Below are 15,818 nucleotides of genomic sequence, written 5' to 3' on the forward strand. Positions count from 1 at the left end.
ATTATTCCTTGTTCGTGTTGTTAATAAGCACGCAGCAACGCTCTCCTTCGATACCCGGGACAGCATATCTCTCAACTCGATATGTTTGATGAATCGGGACCAATTCAGTATCCGGAAACCGCCCTTTCATGGCTAACCACAAACCATCCTGAGCGACAAGATGTTGAGTCCATTTTATCATTTGTTCGAGACTGCTAAATGCTCTGCTTATTACTGTATCAAAACCTTGGTTTGGGTGGTAGTTCTCTACTCGAATTTGTATTGGTTCAATGTTCTTTATATTGAGTTGACGTTTTACTTCATTGAGAAAGCTAATTTTTTTCCCATTACTGTCCAATAATACAAATTGTAAGTCAGGTTTGGCAATAGCCAAAGGGATGCCAGGTAAACCCGGGCCAGTACCCACATCGATAATATGATTTCCCTTTATCCATGGTAAAATAGCCAGACTGTCGAACAGGTGCTTGTTGACCATGGTTTCAATATCACGTATTGCAGTGAGATTATATGTTTTATTCCATTTATTGAGCAGGAGCAAAAAATCCAGCAAGAGATCGCCGATGGAATCGAGTTTAAACTCGGCTAAACCCTTTTCAAGCAATGATCTTGTTTTCGTATTATCTATCATACTGGAAGCCGGCTCTTTTTCAGGTGAACAAGTAAAAGAGAGAGGGCCGCAGGGGTTACGCCAGAAATCCGCCCAGCTTGAGCCAAGGAAGTTGGTTTAATTCGGTTTAGTTTTTGAATGACTTCACTTGATAAACCTACAACGTCATTATAATCCAAAGTCTCTGGGAGCAGGGTATTTTCATGCTTGCGCAATTTCTCAATTTCTTGTTGCTGCCTGTCGATGTACCCGGCATATTTATTCTGAATTTCAATTTGCTCTGTTATTTCTTGCGGCAACTCAGGCAAATTCAAATCATCCATCATTAAAAGATGCTGATAATTTATCTCTGGTCGTTTTAAAAATTCAACGGCACGGCAATCGTGTTGCATTGGATTAAGCAAAGTCTCTTTAAACAAATCATTATGATGAACCCTCACCCAGCTGTTGTGTAACAAAGCTTGAGTTGATTCAATCGCTTCACGTTTTTTGGAAAAGCTGTCCCACCGTTCATCACCTACCAGGCCAAGCTGTCGGCCTTTCTCAGTCAGTCTTAAATCGGCATTATCTTCACGTAATAGCAAACGATACTCTGCTCTTGAGGTAAACATTCTATAGGGTTCTTGCGTTCCGCAAGTGATCAAATCATCGATAAGTACACCTATGTAGGCCTCATCTCTGCGTGGGCACCACAACGCTTGATCTTTGATTTGCAGGGCAGCATTCATGCCCGCAATAATTCCTTGTGCTGCCGCTTCCTCATATCCGGTTGTGCCATTGATTTGTCCGGCAAAAAACAAATTAGGAATGGCTTTGGTTTGCAAAAATGAGGTTAATCCACGTGGGTCAAAATAATCATACTCGATGGCGTACCCTGGTCTGGTGATGTGGGCATTTTCAAAACCCTTAATGGTGCGCACAAATTGCACTTGTACCTCGAAGGGGAGACTGGTAGAAATTCCATTAGGGTATATTTCTTCCGTTGTCAGACCTTCCGGTTCAACAAAAATCTGGTGAGATGTTTTATCAGCAAACCGAACAATTTTGTCTTCTATCGAGGGGCAATAACGAGGGCCAACTCCTTCAATGACTCCCGCATACATTGGCGATTTATCCAAATTATTTCTTATTATGTCATGAGTGGCTTCTGTGGTATGTGTAATGTGGCATGGAACTTGTTGAGGATGGTCTTTTGCCGTTCCCAAGTAGGAAAACACTGGAACCGGGGTATCACCTGGTTGTTCTACCATCTGGCTAAAATCAATGGTTCGTCTGTCAATTCGAGGAGGCGTTCCTGTTTTCAAACGTCCTACTGGTAAATCCAAATCGCGCAAGCTTTTAGATAACGCAATGGAAGGGGGATCCCCGGCTCTGCCTCCTGCGTATTGGTTCATACCGACATGAATCTTGCCACCCAGAAAAGTCCCTACCGTTAATACAACAGCGCGTGCTTTGAGCGTGAGCCCCATTTGGGTTACAACACCTGTAACCAAACCGCCTTCAATTTTCAAATCATCAACGGCTTGTTGAAATATGGTTAAATTAGCCTGTGATTGCAATTGTGTGCGAATGGCTTTTCTATACAAAACACGATCCGCTTGTGCGCGTGTGGCTCGAACTGCAGGCCCTTTTGAGGCATTAAGAATTCGAAATTGAATCCCAGCCTGATCGGCGGCTTTAGCCATTGCTCCATCAAGGGCATCAATTTCTTTAACCAGGTGCCCTTTACCAATGCCGCCTATGGCTGGATTGCAGGACATTTGTCCAAGCAAGTCTATGTTATGGGTCAATAACAAGGTTTTTACACCCAGGCGTGCTGCTGCAAGTGCCGCTTCTGTACCAGCATGCCCTCCGCCAACGACTATGACATCATATAATTGTTCAAGATTCATGTTTAACCATTAGTTATGCCAAAATTCTAAATTGGATTTTTGGATTTTCTGCAAAACGATCCAAGCCAACATATAAAAAAATGTGCAATTATACACTTTTTTGGCAATTGTCCCAAGATGTAATGAAGATTATGCGCTGGGATTATTTTTACTACTTAACAACAGGGGTTCACTGCTTGTGTCATCCAGCAGGTCGAGCCTGTCCTTTTCTTCTTCCTGTGTTTTTGCAGCGACGGCATCTAAAAGTGGTTTTTTCTCTTTAGGTTGAAAGAAACTTTGTTTTGCTTTGGAAGGCTTATTCCAATTATCCGGGTCTTTACAAAAAGCCTCATATTCTTTTTCATTAAAGGCTTTGACTTCATTTTTCGCGGGTTTGAAAGCAGCGTTGATCATTAAGTTGGTCGCCAAGGCAACACCAATTGTGGCGCCCAGGACGGCAAATCCAATTCCTAACGGTAAAAAAACGAAGCTGGCAAAAACAACGGCTGGTATAAACGATTCCAAAATCACCGAGCGTAGCAAATGCATGGTTTGAAAAACAACCATCTGCTTCTGGTATTCTGTTTCTGCCTTTAATTTTTTGATTTCCAGGAAGAGAAATTTTTTTTCATTATCATCCAAAGCGGGATTTTTTTCCAATAAGAGTTTAAATAACTCAACCTTATCATCATAGCCCTTTTTCGCTTCCTTGGCGGAGCAATGTGCTTTATAGACTTCCATACCGCCTTTCACGCCATTGTAAATTACTGTGAAAGCCAGGCAAAGCACAGCGCCTGTTATAGTGATTGCCAGTAAAGCCGGTCCGGAGATAGGGAAGAAAGGGGCGGCCAGTAATGCAAAAGCGAGCATGAGTCCGACAGCGTAAGCTATGCCTGCATATAAACTGACTTTTTGCAGGTCCCAATTTCTTTCAGATTCTTTTTGCGCTCGCATTAAACCTTGTAATTGCAATTCGTATTCTTGGATTATTCTAAGCTTTTCATGCTCTTTTCCTGGTTCTTCTTCTGCCTTGCTGATTAATCGCTTTAATTTTTTAATGTCTTCCTCATACGCTAACATTTCTTTGTAGTGGCGCGTTTTTTGCTCTTCGTAATCCCAAATGGCCAGGCTGATGTCAAAGACCAGCAGTGCTAAAGTCAATACATCACCCCAGGTTCCAAGAGCTCCTTTGCCAGTAAGCCAGAAAAAGCAAATCAAGTTTCCTGTTGCCCAGATAGAATCATTGAGCAAGGTAAATTTTCTTTGATCCCACTGGGTAAGGAATCGTTCTGTCCACGGTGTCTTTTTTTCCCTTTCGCTCATCCATGGGCCACTAATCGTGTGTTTGAGTAGCAAAAACATATTGAGGGAAAAGCGAAAATAATACAAAGCCCAACTCAGGGTACCTGTATAGGGATCAGGGGCTTTGACTACCTGGGTTGCCTGGCCGACATTAAAAAAGTCATCCGGTAATGCAGCGAGTATCACTTTAAGCAAGCTGGATGCCCAAACCCAATACAAACGCTTTTCATTAAACCAGCCCATCGATTCTTTGATGGTTTTGGTTTTGCGATCCATGGAATCGACTATCATTTCTGCCAATTCTTTACCCAGAAAAATGCTCAAGTATTTTACTGGATAGCCATCGCTGGCATAGCCATGCTCTGGCGAGGGGGCTCTTTTTTGTTCTTTGCAGACTTGATGATAATTAAGGTAGTCTAGCAGTTCTTCACATCGTTTAATGTGCTGCGTGTATGTTTTTATGTTTTCATATTTCTGATGTTCTTCTTCGTATTTTTTTTGCGTGAGTAAAAGCAAGTAGGCGACTTGCAAATCTCGTATTAGTTTCTTCTTGTCTTCTTCACTCATATAACGAAGCATGACTTCATCAGTATTTTCTATAATGGGCAGATAAAAACTCAGTGGTGCTAGAAAATCTCCTCCTTTGGCTTTGCTATTGTATTCAAGAAGTTCTTCTACTTTGTCTTCATAGCGTAGTTCAGATTTCTCATCAGTTTTGAGGGTTTTCAAGTAAGATTGAAGAATTAAACTACTGGTTGCCATAAAGTCATCTCTTTTTTAATTTTTGTTAATTACCTATATAAATGATACTATAAAAAGTAAATTTGTTCTTTTTTATAGCATAGTATTTATTTTGGGTACAAGATGAGTGCGATTGGCTTTACAGTATTGATACTAAAATTTGCAGGAATAGGGGTAAGGCGAGTTGCGGGTTATACAAGAGATCCAATCATGATGAGCTGAATCAAGAGGACTATTTTGGATAGAAATCACTCTGCCAGTTCAACTTCCTTCCTTAAATAAATATCATCAAAGCGTTTGATGTCGTCTTCACCCAGATAGGAGCCGCTCTGTACTTCGATAACATAAAGTGGTTCATTATGCGGATTACTTAATCGATGTAATGCGTTTTTCGGAATATAGGTGGATTGGTTTTTTGATAATCGGAATGTATTGTTTCCATTAACTACCTCTGCTTCACCGCCAACGATAACCCAATGTTCTGCACGATGCTGATGTGTTTGTAAAGAGAGTTTTGCACCAGGTTTAACCATAAGGCGTTTTACTTTAAATGAGGTGCCTTCAGCCAGTATTTCATAATATCCCCATGGTCTGGGAACACGTTGGTGATCTTGAGTTAAATGAGGATGATCTTTACGTAAGGAGTGAACCAAATCTTTCACTTGTTGCGAATAGCGTTTATCGGCAACTAATACGGCATCACTGGTTGCAACGATAATTTGGTCCTGAATTCCAACGGTTGTGACTAACAACTCTTCACTATTAATGAGACAATTGTGACTGTCTTGAGCGATGACATTTCCAATGAGAGTATTGCCTTGCTCATCTTGTTTGTTCGCGTCAGCAACAGCAGTCCAGCAGCCCAGATCACTCCATTGTATGGAAATGGGTATTACAACGGCCTTATCTGTTTTTTCCATGATGGCATAGTCAATAGACTCCTCTTTACATTGAGAAAAACAATCCAGATCAAGACGCAAAAAATCATGATGATGTTGGGCAAGGGTCAGTGCTTGTTGACTGAATTGGTAGATTTCGGCTTCAAATTGTTCTAACTCCTCAAGATATACCCCTGCACGACAAATGAACATGCCGCTATTCCAAAAATAATTCCCTTTACTCACAAATTGCGCTGCAGTTTGAGCGTCTGGTTTTTCTCTAAAACTCAAAACTTGCTTTATATCATTGGACAGAGTATTGCCGGCCTCAATATAACCATACCCGGTTTTGGGGCTATCAGGCGTTATGCCAAATGTCACTATCGCTTTGTTTTCTGAAGCAAATTGTCCTCCTTCTAACATGGCTGCCAGCCATGTGTCGTCATCAGCTATCCAGTGATCCGAGGGTAAGACCAGCATGACGGCATCCTTTCCTACTGTATTTGCTAAATAATGAGCTGCACAAGCTATCGCCGGAGCTGTATTTCTTGCACAAGGCTCAAGCAAGTAAGTGGTTTGCACGTTAAAATCTTGCAATTGATCCTGGCAGATAAAGTAATGAGCGTCATTACTCACGATAATGGTTTGATGACCAGGCAATCCCATTGCTCTTTTCATGGTTTGTTGAATTAAAGACAATTCGCCATTTAATTTTAAAAATTGCTTAGGAAAATTTTGTCTTGATAAAGGCCATAGTCGAGTGCCAGAGCCCCCGGCTAGAATTATTGGATAAAGAGGAGTCGTCATCACATTCCATATTGTGGCATAATTGGCCTGCATTTTAGCAGGAATTTTTAAGAGCAAGCAATTGTTCCAATTTTTTGAGGTTTTGCATTATGAAAAAAGCTGTCGTTTTGCTTTCTGGCGGTTTAGATTCAACGACTTGTCTCGCGTTGGCTAAATCTCAGGGGTTTGCTTGTTATGCATTAAGTTTTTCATACGGCCAGAGGCATTCCGCAGAACTGTGTGCCGCAACTCGAATAGCGAAACATATGGATGTGGCTGAACACAAAATAGTTACACTGGATACCGCTTTATTTGGTGGATCCGCTTTGACTGATTCATCTATTGAAGTACCTGAATTCAAAGAAAGTACGGAAATACCAGTCACCTATGTTCCTGCCCGTAATACTATTTTTTTGGCTATGGCTTTAGGTTATGCCGAATCGATTGATGCCAGAGATATCTTTATTGGTGCCAGTTCTGTTGATTATTCTCATTATCCTGATTGTCGCCCGGAGTTTATTCAATCTTTTCAGATTCTGGCAAATTTGGCGACGAAAGCAGGGATTGAAGGCGATCACTTTACTATTAATGCTCCTCTGCAACATCTCAGTAAAGTCCAGACTATTCAATTAGGTATCGAGCTTGGTGTTGATTACGGATTAACTGTTTCCTGTTATCAAGCGAATGAAGCAGGAGAAGCTTGTGGGCAGTGTGACAGTTGTACTTTTAGAAAGCGGGGTTTTAAGAGTGCAGGAGTAGACGATCCTACTCCATATCAAAAACATGTTCATATTTAACCCATACAGTTAAATTAATGATATAATCCCTGAAATTTTGGTTTGGAGTTTTTTATGTGGGATAAAATCAAAGAATGGTATAAAAATAACAAGAGCTATTTGACAATGCTCTTGATTGGGTCGGCGTTTGTTGGCCTGGGTGTTACATTCCTTGCTCTGCTCTTCCCCCCAGTTTTGGCGGCATTTGCAAGCATAAGTATTTTTGGAGTGGCGCCATTGGCATTTTTAACGTCATTGCATCTTCCACTCGCCGTGCTGGCCCTTGGCTGTATTGTTACTGGCGCTGCTTTTGGAGCAATTTTAGGAGGCTTGGTGGCATGGAAACAATCTATTAGTATTGCCAGGCATGTGTATTCATACTTTGATCATAAGCAGGATCATCAAGTCGAGATCAGTGAAGAAGATACCTACCGTTATTTAATGGATCATTTGGAGGGAGAACCTGGCGAATCCTTTGAAGCCGAGGTGGATGAAGAATTTAATGATTATACATCTTCTGATTCTACCGAAGACAGGGCAAATCCATTGAGTGTTTCAACAGATTCAAACCCTCATGCTCTTGATGGGGGCTATGAAATGAGAGAACTTAGAATATAAAATTTGTGAATTTTATTGTAATCGCAGCAAGAACTTTATTGGGATGAAGACAATAAAATGAACTTACTTTACACTTTTGTAACAACATATTGCACACAATTAATTCACATTTAGGAAAGGGGTTGCTACAATCTGCTCCGATTTATAACCTTGGAGTAAAAACATGACATTGAAACAATTTGCAACTGGCGTATTTTATTTGCCAGCAGCCGTTTTTTCTGGTTTAACTAACCTATTTTTAGGTTCTTATGCAAAAGACAAACGCGGTAACTACATTCAAGATGAAGATGGCAACTATGTAAGAAACCGTGGTTTGATTGGTTTGACTCTGGATGCTGTTAAGTATTTGGGAACCAGTGTTGCCAATTTCATTTCTAATCACCAAAAAGCAATTTCAGTGGCATTTTGGTCTTCTTTAGTTGTTGCAGGCGTTGCTGCTTTAACTGTTGCTTTCTGGCCTGCTGCTTTGGCTGCTGTAGTTAACTTCTCTGTTTTTGGAGTATCAATCGCTTCCGTAGTTGGTACTGGCTACGCTGCTCAAGTTGCTGCTACAGCTGGTGTTGCTGCTGCTTTAACCACTGCTGGTGTTTATGTTGGTGCTACCGTTGTTAATGCTTTCAACGCATTAAGAGAGTGCATTTCAAATCTGCGCAGCAAGAAACCTTCAAGCAACCCAGAGTTTACACCGGTTAACGATGAGACCTTTGATGAAGGACGTAGAAACCAATTCAGTGGTTTGAACAAAGGTTCTGAGCAACAAGCTCCAAAACTTTCCAGCTCAAGCTCTGAAGACGAAGAGCCTGTTCATACTTCTACAGTATTTGTACAACCTAAGGATGTTGCTCCTGAAGTGGTTGAAAACCCAACTTCTACCATATCTCTCACTGGCTCCAAGTAATATCAAAATATTACAAGCAAGTGGTAATTAAAAAACGCGGCTAAGGCCGCGTTTTTTTATGTTTCGCCCCAGCGTTTCACCAACCCACAATCCAAATCAAATAAATCGAGTACTCTCCCAACGGTATCATTGATTAAGTCGTCTATGTTTTGCGGATGATTATAAAAAGCGGGCACTGGAGGGCAGATAATGCCTCCCATTTGTGTAATACAGACCATATTGTTCAGATGAACAAGATGCAAAGGCGTTTCCCTCGGCAAGAGCACCAGTTTTCTGCGTTCTTTAAGAACGACATCAGCGGCTCTGGTTAACAGGTTGCTACTGATTCCATGCGCAATTTCGCCTAAGGTTTTCATGGAACAAGGCGCAATGATCATACCCAAAGTTTTAAATGAGCCACTGGCAATGGATGCGGTCAGATCAGTGCAGGGATGGTAAACGTCTGCTAAAGCTTTGAGTTCGGCAGCACTCATATCTGTTTCATAAGCACGGGTCAGTTGCCCTGCTTTACTAATGACTAAATGCGTTTCTATGGGTAATTTTTGCAAGACTTGTAATAGTCTAATCCCATAGATTATGCCCGATGAGCCACTGATGCCTATGATGAGTCTTGGATGGTTGGCCATGTCTGTTCACTCGTTGAAAATTTAATTTGATCAGGACTTATAAACTCACCCAATCACTTTATTAAAAAATGTTTTTAATTAGGTCATTTAGTATATCTAATCTCCCTCATTAAAAACACTTTTTGCCTTTACCTTGAGGTTTTTCCTAGTCTTTTTGATATTAGCAAATTATAAGAGAATAAGTAGTAATAAAATTACCAGATCGTTCCAGCAAAATTTAACTCCCATAGATAATCACTAATAAAAACCTGTTTTCTGTTGCAGCATTTCAATTGCCTTTGCGCTATAATTAGTCGCTTTATTATCGGTGATGAGTATTCTATAACTATGACTAGTGAACGAAAAATGTTGGTGACCAGTGCCCTGCCTTATGCCAACGGGCATTTGCATTTGGGGCATTTGGTAGAGCATATTCAAACAGATATCTGGGTTCGTACTCACAAAATGTTGGGTATTCAGTGTATTAGCGTTTGTGGGGATGACGCACATGGAACTCCCATTATGCTCAAGGCCGAGCAGCTGGGAATTACTCCAGAGGCTTTAACTGCCGAAATCAAATTAAGTCACGAAAAGGATTTTAAAGCGTTCGCTATTGATTATGATTATTACCACACCACGCATTCACCTGAAAATCAGGCATTGGCGACTACCATATTTGAACGTTTGCAGGCTGGCGGTGATATAGTCAAGAAAACAATCCGCCAGTTTTATGATCCCGTAAAGCAAATGTTTTTGCCGGACAGGTATGTGAAGGGAACTTGCCCCAAATGTGCTGCTGTCGATCAGTATGGCGATAATTGCGAGGTTTGTGGCGCCACTTATTCGCCGACGGATTTGATTAACCCTGTTTCTGTTATATCGGGAGCCAGCCCTGTAGAAAAGGAATCAGAGCATTATTTTTTTGATTTGCCGCGTTACGAAGAGTTACTTAAGGATTGGACAAGAAAGGGGCATTTACAAACCGAAGTAACGAATAAACTCAGCGAATGGTTTGAGGCGGGTTTAAAGCAATGGGATATTTCTCGCGATGCTCCCTATTTTGGTTTCCCTATTCCCGGTGTTCCGGATAAATACTTTTACGTTTGGTTAGATGCTCCCATAGGCTATATGGCAAGCTTTAAAAAGTATTGCGATGAGCGTGGCGTTTCTTTTGATGAGTTTTGGGATAAGGCTTCAAAAACAGAATTATATCATTTTGTAGGCAAGGATATTGTGTATTTTCATGCTTTGTTCTGGCCAGCTATGTTAGCTGCCAGCGGTTTCAGAACACCTACTGCCGTGTATACCCATGGGTTTTTAACGGTTGAGGGGCAGAAGATGTCCAAATCGCGCGGTACTTTTATCGAAGCGCGAGCTTATCTGGCTCATTTGCATCCTGAATATCTGCGTTATTATTTCGCTGCCAAATTGAATGGACGGGTAGATGATTTGGATTTGAATTTTGATGATTTTGTCAATAGAGTGAATGCCGATCTAGTCGGGAAGGTAGTGAATATTGCAAGTCGATGCGCTGGATTTATTAATAAGCGCTTTGATAATCGTTTGAGTCAAGAGTTAAGTGATCCGAAACTATACAAAGAGTTATTGGGCGCTAGAGAGTCAGTGATTGACGCATTTGTTTCAAGAGATTATGCACGGGCGATACGACAAATCATGGATTGTGCCGACAAAGTCAATCAATACATCGATGCCAATAAACCCTGGGTATTGGCTAAAGATGAAAGTAAATTAGAGGAGGTCCATGCCATATGCACAATGGGAATCAATTTATTCCGCATTTTAATAACCTATTTAAAACCAGTTTTGCCGATGATGGCCAAAGCGTCAGAAGAATTTTTAAATTCCGAACCTTTAGACTGGAATTCTGTCGATAAACCTTTGCTAAATCACCATATCAATATCTTTAAACCTTTGATGGTCAGGGTAGAAAAAGAAAAAATTGAAGCGATGTTGGTGCAAAGTAAAGAGTCCCTGACGACTACCCCAGCAAAAGAAAATACCTCAGTTGAAGCCGATAACTTAATCAGTATCGAGGACTTTGCCAAAGTGGATTTACGCATTGCAAAAATTGTCAATGCAGAGCCTGTGGAAGGCGCTGATAAATTAATGCGCTTGAGTTTAGACTTGGGTGATACTCAAAAGCAGGTTTTTGCCGGAATAAAAAAGGCTTATGATGCCGAAGAATTGATTGGGCGTTTAACCGTCATGGTTGCTAATCTGGAGCCCCGCACTATGCGTTTTGGCGTTTCTGAAGGCATGGTATTGGCGGCAGGGGATGGCCAGGGAATTTATTTACTACAACCTGATGCAGGAGCGCTTCCTGGTATGAAGGTGAAGTAATGGCCTCTGTTAAAGAAATTGATGCGTTATTGCCGCAAACCCAATGTGGGGAATGTGGGTATGCAGGTTGTTTGCCTTATGCTGAAGCGCTTGCCCAAGGGGTGGCTCCTATTAATAAATGTCCCCCTGGTGGTGTAGAAACTGTAAAAGCTTTGGGAAAATTACTGCATGTTGATTCCTCTCCTTATTTGAAGGAAGCAATAGAAAGCACTCGAGCTCCCTCAGTTGCTGTTATCAACGAGGAAGAATGCATCGGTTGCACTAAATGCATCAAAGCATGCCCTGTGGATGCAATTATTGGTAGTGGTAAATTAATGCACGCCATTATTACTCATGAGTGTACCGGATGCGGTTTGTGTGTGGATCCTTGTCCTGTTGATTGCATCGAGATGGTTAGTTTGCCTGCTGCTGGATATGATAAGGATTTGGCCCGTGAACGTTATAATGCCAAACAAATGCGCCAGTTGCGTGATGAGCATGAAAAACAGCAATTATACAGGGAAAGAAAGAAGCTTTCAGCACATCCGCAAGATCATACTCAAGACGTACAAGCAAAACAAAGTTATATTCTTCAGGCTCTGGCTCGGGTGAAAGCGAAAAAAACCTATGAATAAAGAAAAGGCGCAAGAAATTTTCAAACGTTTGCAAAAACAAAACCCTCATCCTACAACTGAATTGAAATATAGCACCCCTTTTGAGCTATTAATTGCCGTCATGCTTTCTGCCCAGGCAACAGACGTCAGTGTAAACAAAGCAACAGCTCAACTATTCCGGGTAGCCAATACCCCACAAGCCTTACTGGATTTGGGATTAGACAGGTTAAAAGAGTACATTAAATCCATAGGTCTTTATAACAGCAAAGCACAAAATATCATGAAAACCTGTGAAATACTGATTGGTCAGCATGAAGGACAAGTTCCTAAGCAGAGAGAGGCGTTGGAAGCGTTGCCTGGTGTGGGCCGAAAAACTGCAAATGTGGTTTTGAATACGGCATTTGGTCAGCCAACTATAGCTGTTGATACGCATATTTTCAGAGTAGCTAACCGGATTGGTATAGCGAAGGGTAATACGCCTCTGGCAGTTGAGCAGGAGTTGCTAAAAAAGGTACCTCATGACTTTTTACATGATGCTCATCACTGGTTAATATTACATGGCCGTTATGTCTGTACAGCACGTAAACCACATTGCAAGACTTGTATCATTGAAGATCTTTGCGAATATACAAACAAGAATTTGCTTTAAGATGAAGTTCATAATGAAGCAAAGTTAAAACACAAAAGTTCAATTCACTATCAGCTCTTATAAAAAATTTCAATAAAGTTCAAGAAAAGTGCTCTTTCCCTCTGGTATTTCCCAATTTTTACTCATAAAATGAAATTCCGCTGTTGCAGGAGAGCATTATGAAGTGGTTTTCATCGGTGGTAAACGGAGTCAAAACAATTGGGTCAAGTCTGTGGGAAGGTTCAAAATGGGTTTGGAACAACGCCTCATTGTCAAAAATCACGACTGGTGTATTTAGCTATACCGCCAATACAACTTTTCAAGTTTTAGAGCAGGCAATAGCGTTACGTGATGCAGTCCCTACCTTGGTCAACAATCCTCAAGCAAAGAAAATTGCCTATGGAATGGGTTATATTCTTGTTAACGATGTTTTGCCATTAGTTGCTTTAAATTTTGCAAACAATACGGCACAAAATTATTTCGGAGAGGGTTATGATGAGGATGCTTCATGGTATGCCCCTTATTCTCTTTTTTTATCGGGATTAGCTCTAACGAATTATCTGGTCAAAGCATACACCTGGCGGCAAGGAGTCCAAACGGTAGCCCACGTTGCGGTTCTTGACTCATTAGGGCCTTCCTCATTTAATTCAAATAAAAAATCACTTCCTCCTTCAATCTGTGATGAATTGGATTGTAACTATAAACGTAAAATTAAAGGTTGGGGAAGAGAGCCTCTTGTTTTAATGGGTAATGATGCGCTGACTTATGGGGTTAGCCTAATCCCTTATGTAGGTGAGCCTCTCTCAAAAGTATTAAGAGTGTATTTCAATGGCCGCTATATTATTCGTTTAACCACACCAGAGCTGTGTGAGCGTCATAAATATTTGGCCATGAAACCAGAGTCTGTTTTAGGATTTGGGTTAACCTTTGAAGCGACAAGTATGTTAATGGATAAGGCATTGGAGTCCACTGTAGGCATGCCCCCGTTTTTATATTACAGAGCCTTGCGCCATTTATTGCTACTGTTGCATATTAATGTTGCTGCGCATATGGAGTTACCCAAATCAGGTTTGAAAGACAAAGCCTCGTCTTTTGATCCGTTTAATGTTTATGAACGCGTCAATCGCTTTGTAGCGGATGTCATATTTTCAGGTTTAATTAAAAGGATACCCATTGATTTCAAACCGGATAAAGATGCTGAGCCGTTAATTCCATTATCTCCCGCTCTAAAATTTGGCACTATGGTGTTGAATATGGATTTGGAGAAGGAAAAGAAAACAGCTCCCGGGTTTTTTAGCAAAGCCATAGATAAAGCGTATGTTTTGGTTTTGCCCCCTGTTTTTCGAGGTGCTAACGGTTTAATCAATGATCCAATTGTATTTATGTATTGGCCTACTATACGTTCAGGAGCTATTTCTGCTGTTGAATTTGTTGAGGGAGTTGGGAAAACCAAAACTATGGCTACTTTGGCATGGGCACCGAAAACTGTTGCAGCCGCTATCAATCTCAAATTTGGAATCCCTAAAAAAGTAACACGCTTTGTTTTAATGTTAAGCAAAGAAGAAGACTTCTGGAATCTGGCTACAGCATTCAAATTGTGGTTTGAGAGACACAATATCAAAGGCGAACCAAAATTAATTACAGGTTCCAATCTGGCTTTGAATGGGGTGACACCTCTTCAGCCTACTCCCGTATCTGTTGAAAAGGAACCCATAGTTTCTCCCCATCTACTAATTACGGAAAAAGATACTAAGGAAGTAGTGCCAGCAAAAAGCCTGATTCCTGTTCGATCCCAACCTCAGACTGGAGTTGTAGTGACGATTAGCCCTGATAGTTTATTTTCAACCAGGAGACGTCGGGTTAATCCAGAACAAGAAAAAGTTGCGATAACAGAACTGAGCATTACTAAATAAATTTTAGAGGCTTTTCTGACAAGAGGGCAACAGAAGTGTGTTGCCCGGTAAAGACCCTACCCAGTTCTATCGATGATATTATGCAGGTTGTAAATGGGGCGCTTGCCGCCACTTAAAATAATTTTTTTCGTTTAAAAAAATACAGCATGAGTATCGCCAGAAGTACCATGGTAACCAGAATCATAGGGTAACCGTATCGCCAATCCAGCTCAGGCATAAATTTAAAATTCATTCCATAAACCCCGGCAATAAAACTTAAAGGAATAAAAATACTGGCAAACAAGGTCAGAATTTTCATGGATTCATTCATGCGATTATTTATAGTAGACAGGTAAATTTCCAGCATACTTGCCGACATTTCTCTATGCAAATCGATCGATTCTACCAGGCGAATGCAATGATCATATAAGTCCCGGAAGTAAAGATTATACTTTTTATTGATTAACCCCCCATCGTCTGTAAGCAACAAATGGACAATATCTCTCAAAGGAGGAATGATTTTTCTGAGGGTAATGGTTCTTCTTTTGATGGTGTATAACGCTTGTAACCGAATCGTTTCTGGTTTATTAATTAATTGATCTTCCAAGGTTTCAAGCAGTTGGGCTGAAGTTTCGACAAAGTTGAAATAATCATCAACAATATAGTCCATGATCAGATAGGTCAAATAATCACTTCCATATTCTCTGGTTAACGAGTGCTCTCCACTAAGGCGTTGATAAATGGAGGATAAATTATATTTTTCAGATTCTCTGAATGTGAGTAAAAGTTTTTGCTTGATGATTAAACAGAACTGTTCTGTATTGTAAGATAAGTGATCGGGAGGGGATTGTAATAATTTAAAAACAACAAAAATATAATCGTCTACAATATCCAGTTTGGGTCTTTGTCTGGTATTAAGCAAATCCTCGATAACCAAGGGGTGTATGTTGTATTCTGAGCAAATTTTAGTAATTTTCTCGATGTCTGCAAGACCTGAAATATCTATCCAAATATTATGTCCAGCCTCATAGGCCTCTTTCACTTGTCGGGTATCGAAGGAATCTAAACGCTTATAATTCTTTTTGTCATAAATATGTATCGTTATTTGAGTTGGTTGCGGTGGGTGTTCGCCTATATATACGGCAGTTCCCGGTAATAGTCCCGCTTTTGCTGAAGCCTTTGTTTTATGAGTATTCATGAAGTTATCTCAGCTTATTTATTTTCTTATTAACTTATCATTTAGTCATCGTTTAAGTCGACAG

The 15,818-nt window shown here is 40.7% G+C and carries 13 protein-coding genes; 7 read left to right on the forward strand and 6 right to left on the reverse strand.

Annotated elements, in window-relative coordinates; all coding sequences use genetic code 11:
* Position 1 precedes the first annotated feature (1 nt).
* The 4 genes from rsmG to CC34_RS0111895 all read right to left on the reverse strand — a co-directional run bounded on the left by rsmG (position 2) and on the right by CC34_RS0111895 (position 6,206).
* Entirely contained in the window at positions 2 to 628 is a 627-nt protein-coding gene (gene rsmG / locus CC34_RS0111880) for a 16S rRNA (guanine(527)-N(7))-methyltransferase RsmG (RefSeq protein ID WP_028379551.1), read from the reverse strand.
* On the reverse strand, positions 625 to 2,499 hold the full coding sequence (mnmG, locus tag CC34_RS0111885) for a tRNA uridine-5-carboxymethylaminomethyl(34) synthesis enzyme MnmG (RefSeq protein ID WP_027228712.1): 1,875 nt from the start codon (positions 2,497 to 2,499) through the stop codon (positions 625 to 627). Before mnmG ends, rsmG begins: the two co-directional genes overlap by 4 nt.
* A gap of 129 nt (positions 2,500 to 2,628) precedes the next feature.
* Positions 2,629 to 4,542 (reverse strand): lpg2888 family Dot/Icm T4SS effector, encoded by a 1,914-nt coding sequence (locus tag CC34_RS0111890; protein ID WP_028379552.1) that lies wholly within the window; start codon positions 4,540 to 4,542, stop codon positions 2,629 to 2,631.
* Between the two features lie 227 nt (positions 4,543 to 4,769).
* Complete coding sequence (locus tag CC34_RS0111895) at positions 4,770 to 6,206, reverse strand: mannose-1-phosphate guanylyltransferase/mannose-6-phosphate isomerase (RefSeq protein ID WP_028379553.1); 1,437 nt, start codon at positions 6,204 to 6,206, stop codon at positions 4,770 to 4,772.
* 89 nt (positions 6,207 to 6,295) lie between these two features.
* Between CC34_RS0111895 and queC the strand changes: the two genes are divergently transcribed.
* The 3 genes from queC (at position 6,296) to CC34_RS0111910 (ending at position 8,477) form a co-directional block, all read left to right on the forward strand.
* The gene (gene queC / locus CC34_RS0111900; protein ID WP_028379554.1) at positions 6,296 to 6,982 is read left to right on the forward strand and encodes a 7-cyano-7-deazaguanine synthase QueC; all 687 of its coding nucleotides are present in this window, start codon (positions 6,296 to 6,298) and stop codon (positions 6,980 to 6,982) included.
* Between the two features lie 42 nt (positions 6,983 to 7,024).
* A complete protein-coding gene (locus tag CC34_RS0111905; protein WP_080272304.1) occupies positions 7,025 to 7,579 on the forward strand; it encodes a LapA family protein in 555 nt (184 codons plus the stop codon).
* A 163-nt stretch (positions 7,580 to 7,742) separates the two neighbouring features.
* On the forward strand, positions 7,743 to 8,477 hold the full coding sequence (locus CC34_RS0111910) for a hypothetical protein (protein WP_027228717.1): 735 nt from the start codon (positions 7,743 to 7,745) through the stop codon (positions 8,475 to 8,477).
* 56 nt (positions 8,478 to 8,533) lie between these two features.
* On the opposite strand, the gene CC34_RS0111915 is transcribed toward CC34_RS0111910, so the two are convergent.
* Entirely contained in the window at positions 8,534 to 9,103 is a 570-nt protein-coding gene (locus tag CC34_RS0111915; RefSeq protein ID WP_028379555.1) for a UbiX family flavin prenyltransferase, read from the reverse strand.
* 327 nt (positions 9,104 to 9,430) lie between these two features.
* On the opposite strand from CC34_RS0111915, the gene metG reads away from it, so the two are divergent.
* The 4 genes from metG (at position 9,431) to CC34_RS0111935 (ending at position 14,577) form a co-directional block, all read left to right on the forward strand.
* Positions 9,431 to 11,443 carry a methionine--tRNA ligase gene (metG, locus tag CC34_RS0111920; RefSeq protein WP_028379556.1) on the forward strand — a complete coding sequence of 671 codons (2,013 nt, stop codon included), beginning with the start codon at positions 9,431 to 9,433 and terminating at the stop codon, positions 11,441 to 11,443.
* Positions 11,443 to 12,057 (forward strand): RnfABCDGE type electron transport complex subunit B, encoded by a 615-nt coding sequence (locus CC34_RS0111925; RefSeq protein ID WP_027228720.1) that lies wholly within the window; start codon positions 11,443 to 11,445, stop codon positions 12,055 to 12,057. The genes metG and CC34_RS0111925 overlap by 1 nt, the downstream gene beginning before the upstream one ends.
* A complete protein-coding gene (gene nth, locus CC34_RS0111930) occupies positions 12,050 to 12,685 on the forward strand; it encodes an endonuclease III (RefSeq protein ID WP_028379557.1) in 636 nt (211 codons plus the stop codon). The genes CC34_RS0111925 and nth overlap by 8 nt, the downstream gene beginning before the upstream one ends.
* Positions 12,686 to 12,825: 140 nt before the next feature.
* On the forward strand, positions 12,826 to 14,577 hold the full coding sequence (locus tag CC34_RS0111935) for a lpg2879 family Dot/Icm T4SS effector (protein WP_080274219.1): 1,752 nt from the start codon (positions 12,826 to 12,828) through the stop codon (positions 14,575 to 14,577).
* 112 nt (positions 14,578 to 14,689) lie between these two features.
* Here the strand turns inward: CC34_RS0111935 and corA are convergent, their stop codons facing one another.
* Positions 14,690 to 15,754 (reverse strand): magnesium/cobalt transporter CorA, encoded by a 1,065-nt coding sequence (gene corA, locus CC34_RS0111940; protein WP_027228723.1) that lies wholly within the window; start codon positions 15,752 to 15,754, stop codon positions 14,690 to 14,692.
* Between the last annotated feature and the right edge of the window lie 64 nt (positions 15,755 to 15,818).

Source organism: Legionella pneumophila subsp. fraseri, assembly GCF_000586315.1.
Taxonomy (GTDB): domain Bacteria; phylum Pseudomonadota; class Gammaproteobacteria; order Legionellales; family Legionellaceae; genus Legionella; species Legionella pneumophila_B.

Excerpts from the sequence above, each read along its gene's own strand:
- rsmG (WP_028379551.1), bottom strand. The coding sequence starts at position 628 with ATGATAGATAATACGAAAACAAGATCATTGCTTGAAAAGGGTTTAGCC.
- mnmG (WP_027228712.1), bottom strand. The coding sequence starts at position 2,499 with ATGAATCTTGAACAATTATATGATGTCATAGTCGTTGGCGGAGGGCAT.
- CC34_RS0111890 (WP_028379552.1), bottom strand. The coding sequence starts at position 4,542 with ATGGCAACCAGTAGTTTAATTCTTCAATCTTACTTGAAAACCCTCAAA.
- CC34_RS0111895 (WP_028379553.1), bottom strand. The coding sequence starts at position 6,206 with ATGACGACTCCTCTTTATCCAATAATTCTAGCCGGGGGCTCTGGCACT.
- queC (WP_028379554.1), top strand. The coding sequence starts at position 6,296 with ATGAAAAAAGCTGTCGTTTTGCTTTCTGGCGGTTTAGATTCAACGACT.
- CC34_RS0111910 (WP_027228717.1), top strand. The coding sequence starts at position 7,743 with ATGACATTGAAACAATTTGCAACTGGCGTATTTTATTTGCCAGCAGCC.
- CC34_RS0111915 (WP_028379555.1), bottom strand. The coding sequence starts at position 9,103 with ATGGCCAACCATCCAAGACTCATCATAGGCATCAGTGGCTCATCGGGC.
- metG (WP_028379556.1), top strand. The coding sequence starts at position 9,431 with ATGACTAGTGAACGAAAAATGTTGGTGACCAGTGCCCTGCCTTATGCC.
- CC34_RS0111925 (WP_027228720.1), top strand. The coding sequence starts at position 11,443 with ATGGCCTCTGTTAAAGAAATTGATGCGTTATTGCCGCAAACCCAATGT.
- nth (WP_028379557.1), top strand. The coding sequence starts at position 12,050 with ATGAATAAAGAAAAGGCGCAAGAAATTTTCAAACGTTTGCAAAAACAA.
- corA (WP_027228723.1), bottom strand. The coding sequence starts at position 15,754 with ATGAATACTCATAAAACAAAGGCTTCAGCAAAAGCGGGACTATTACCG.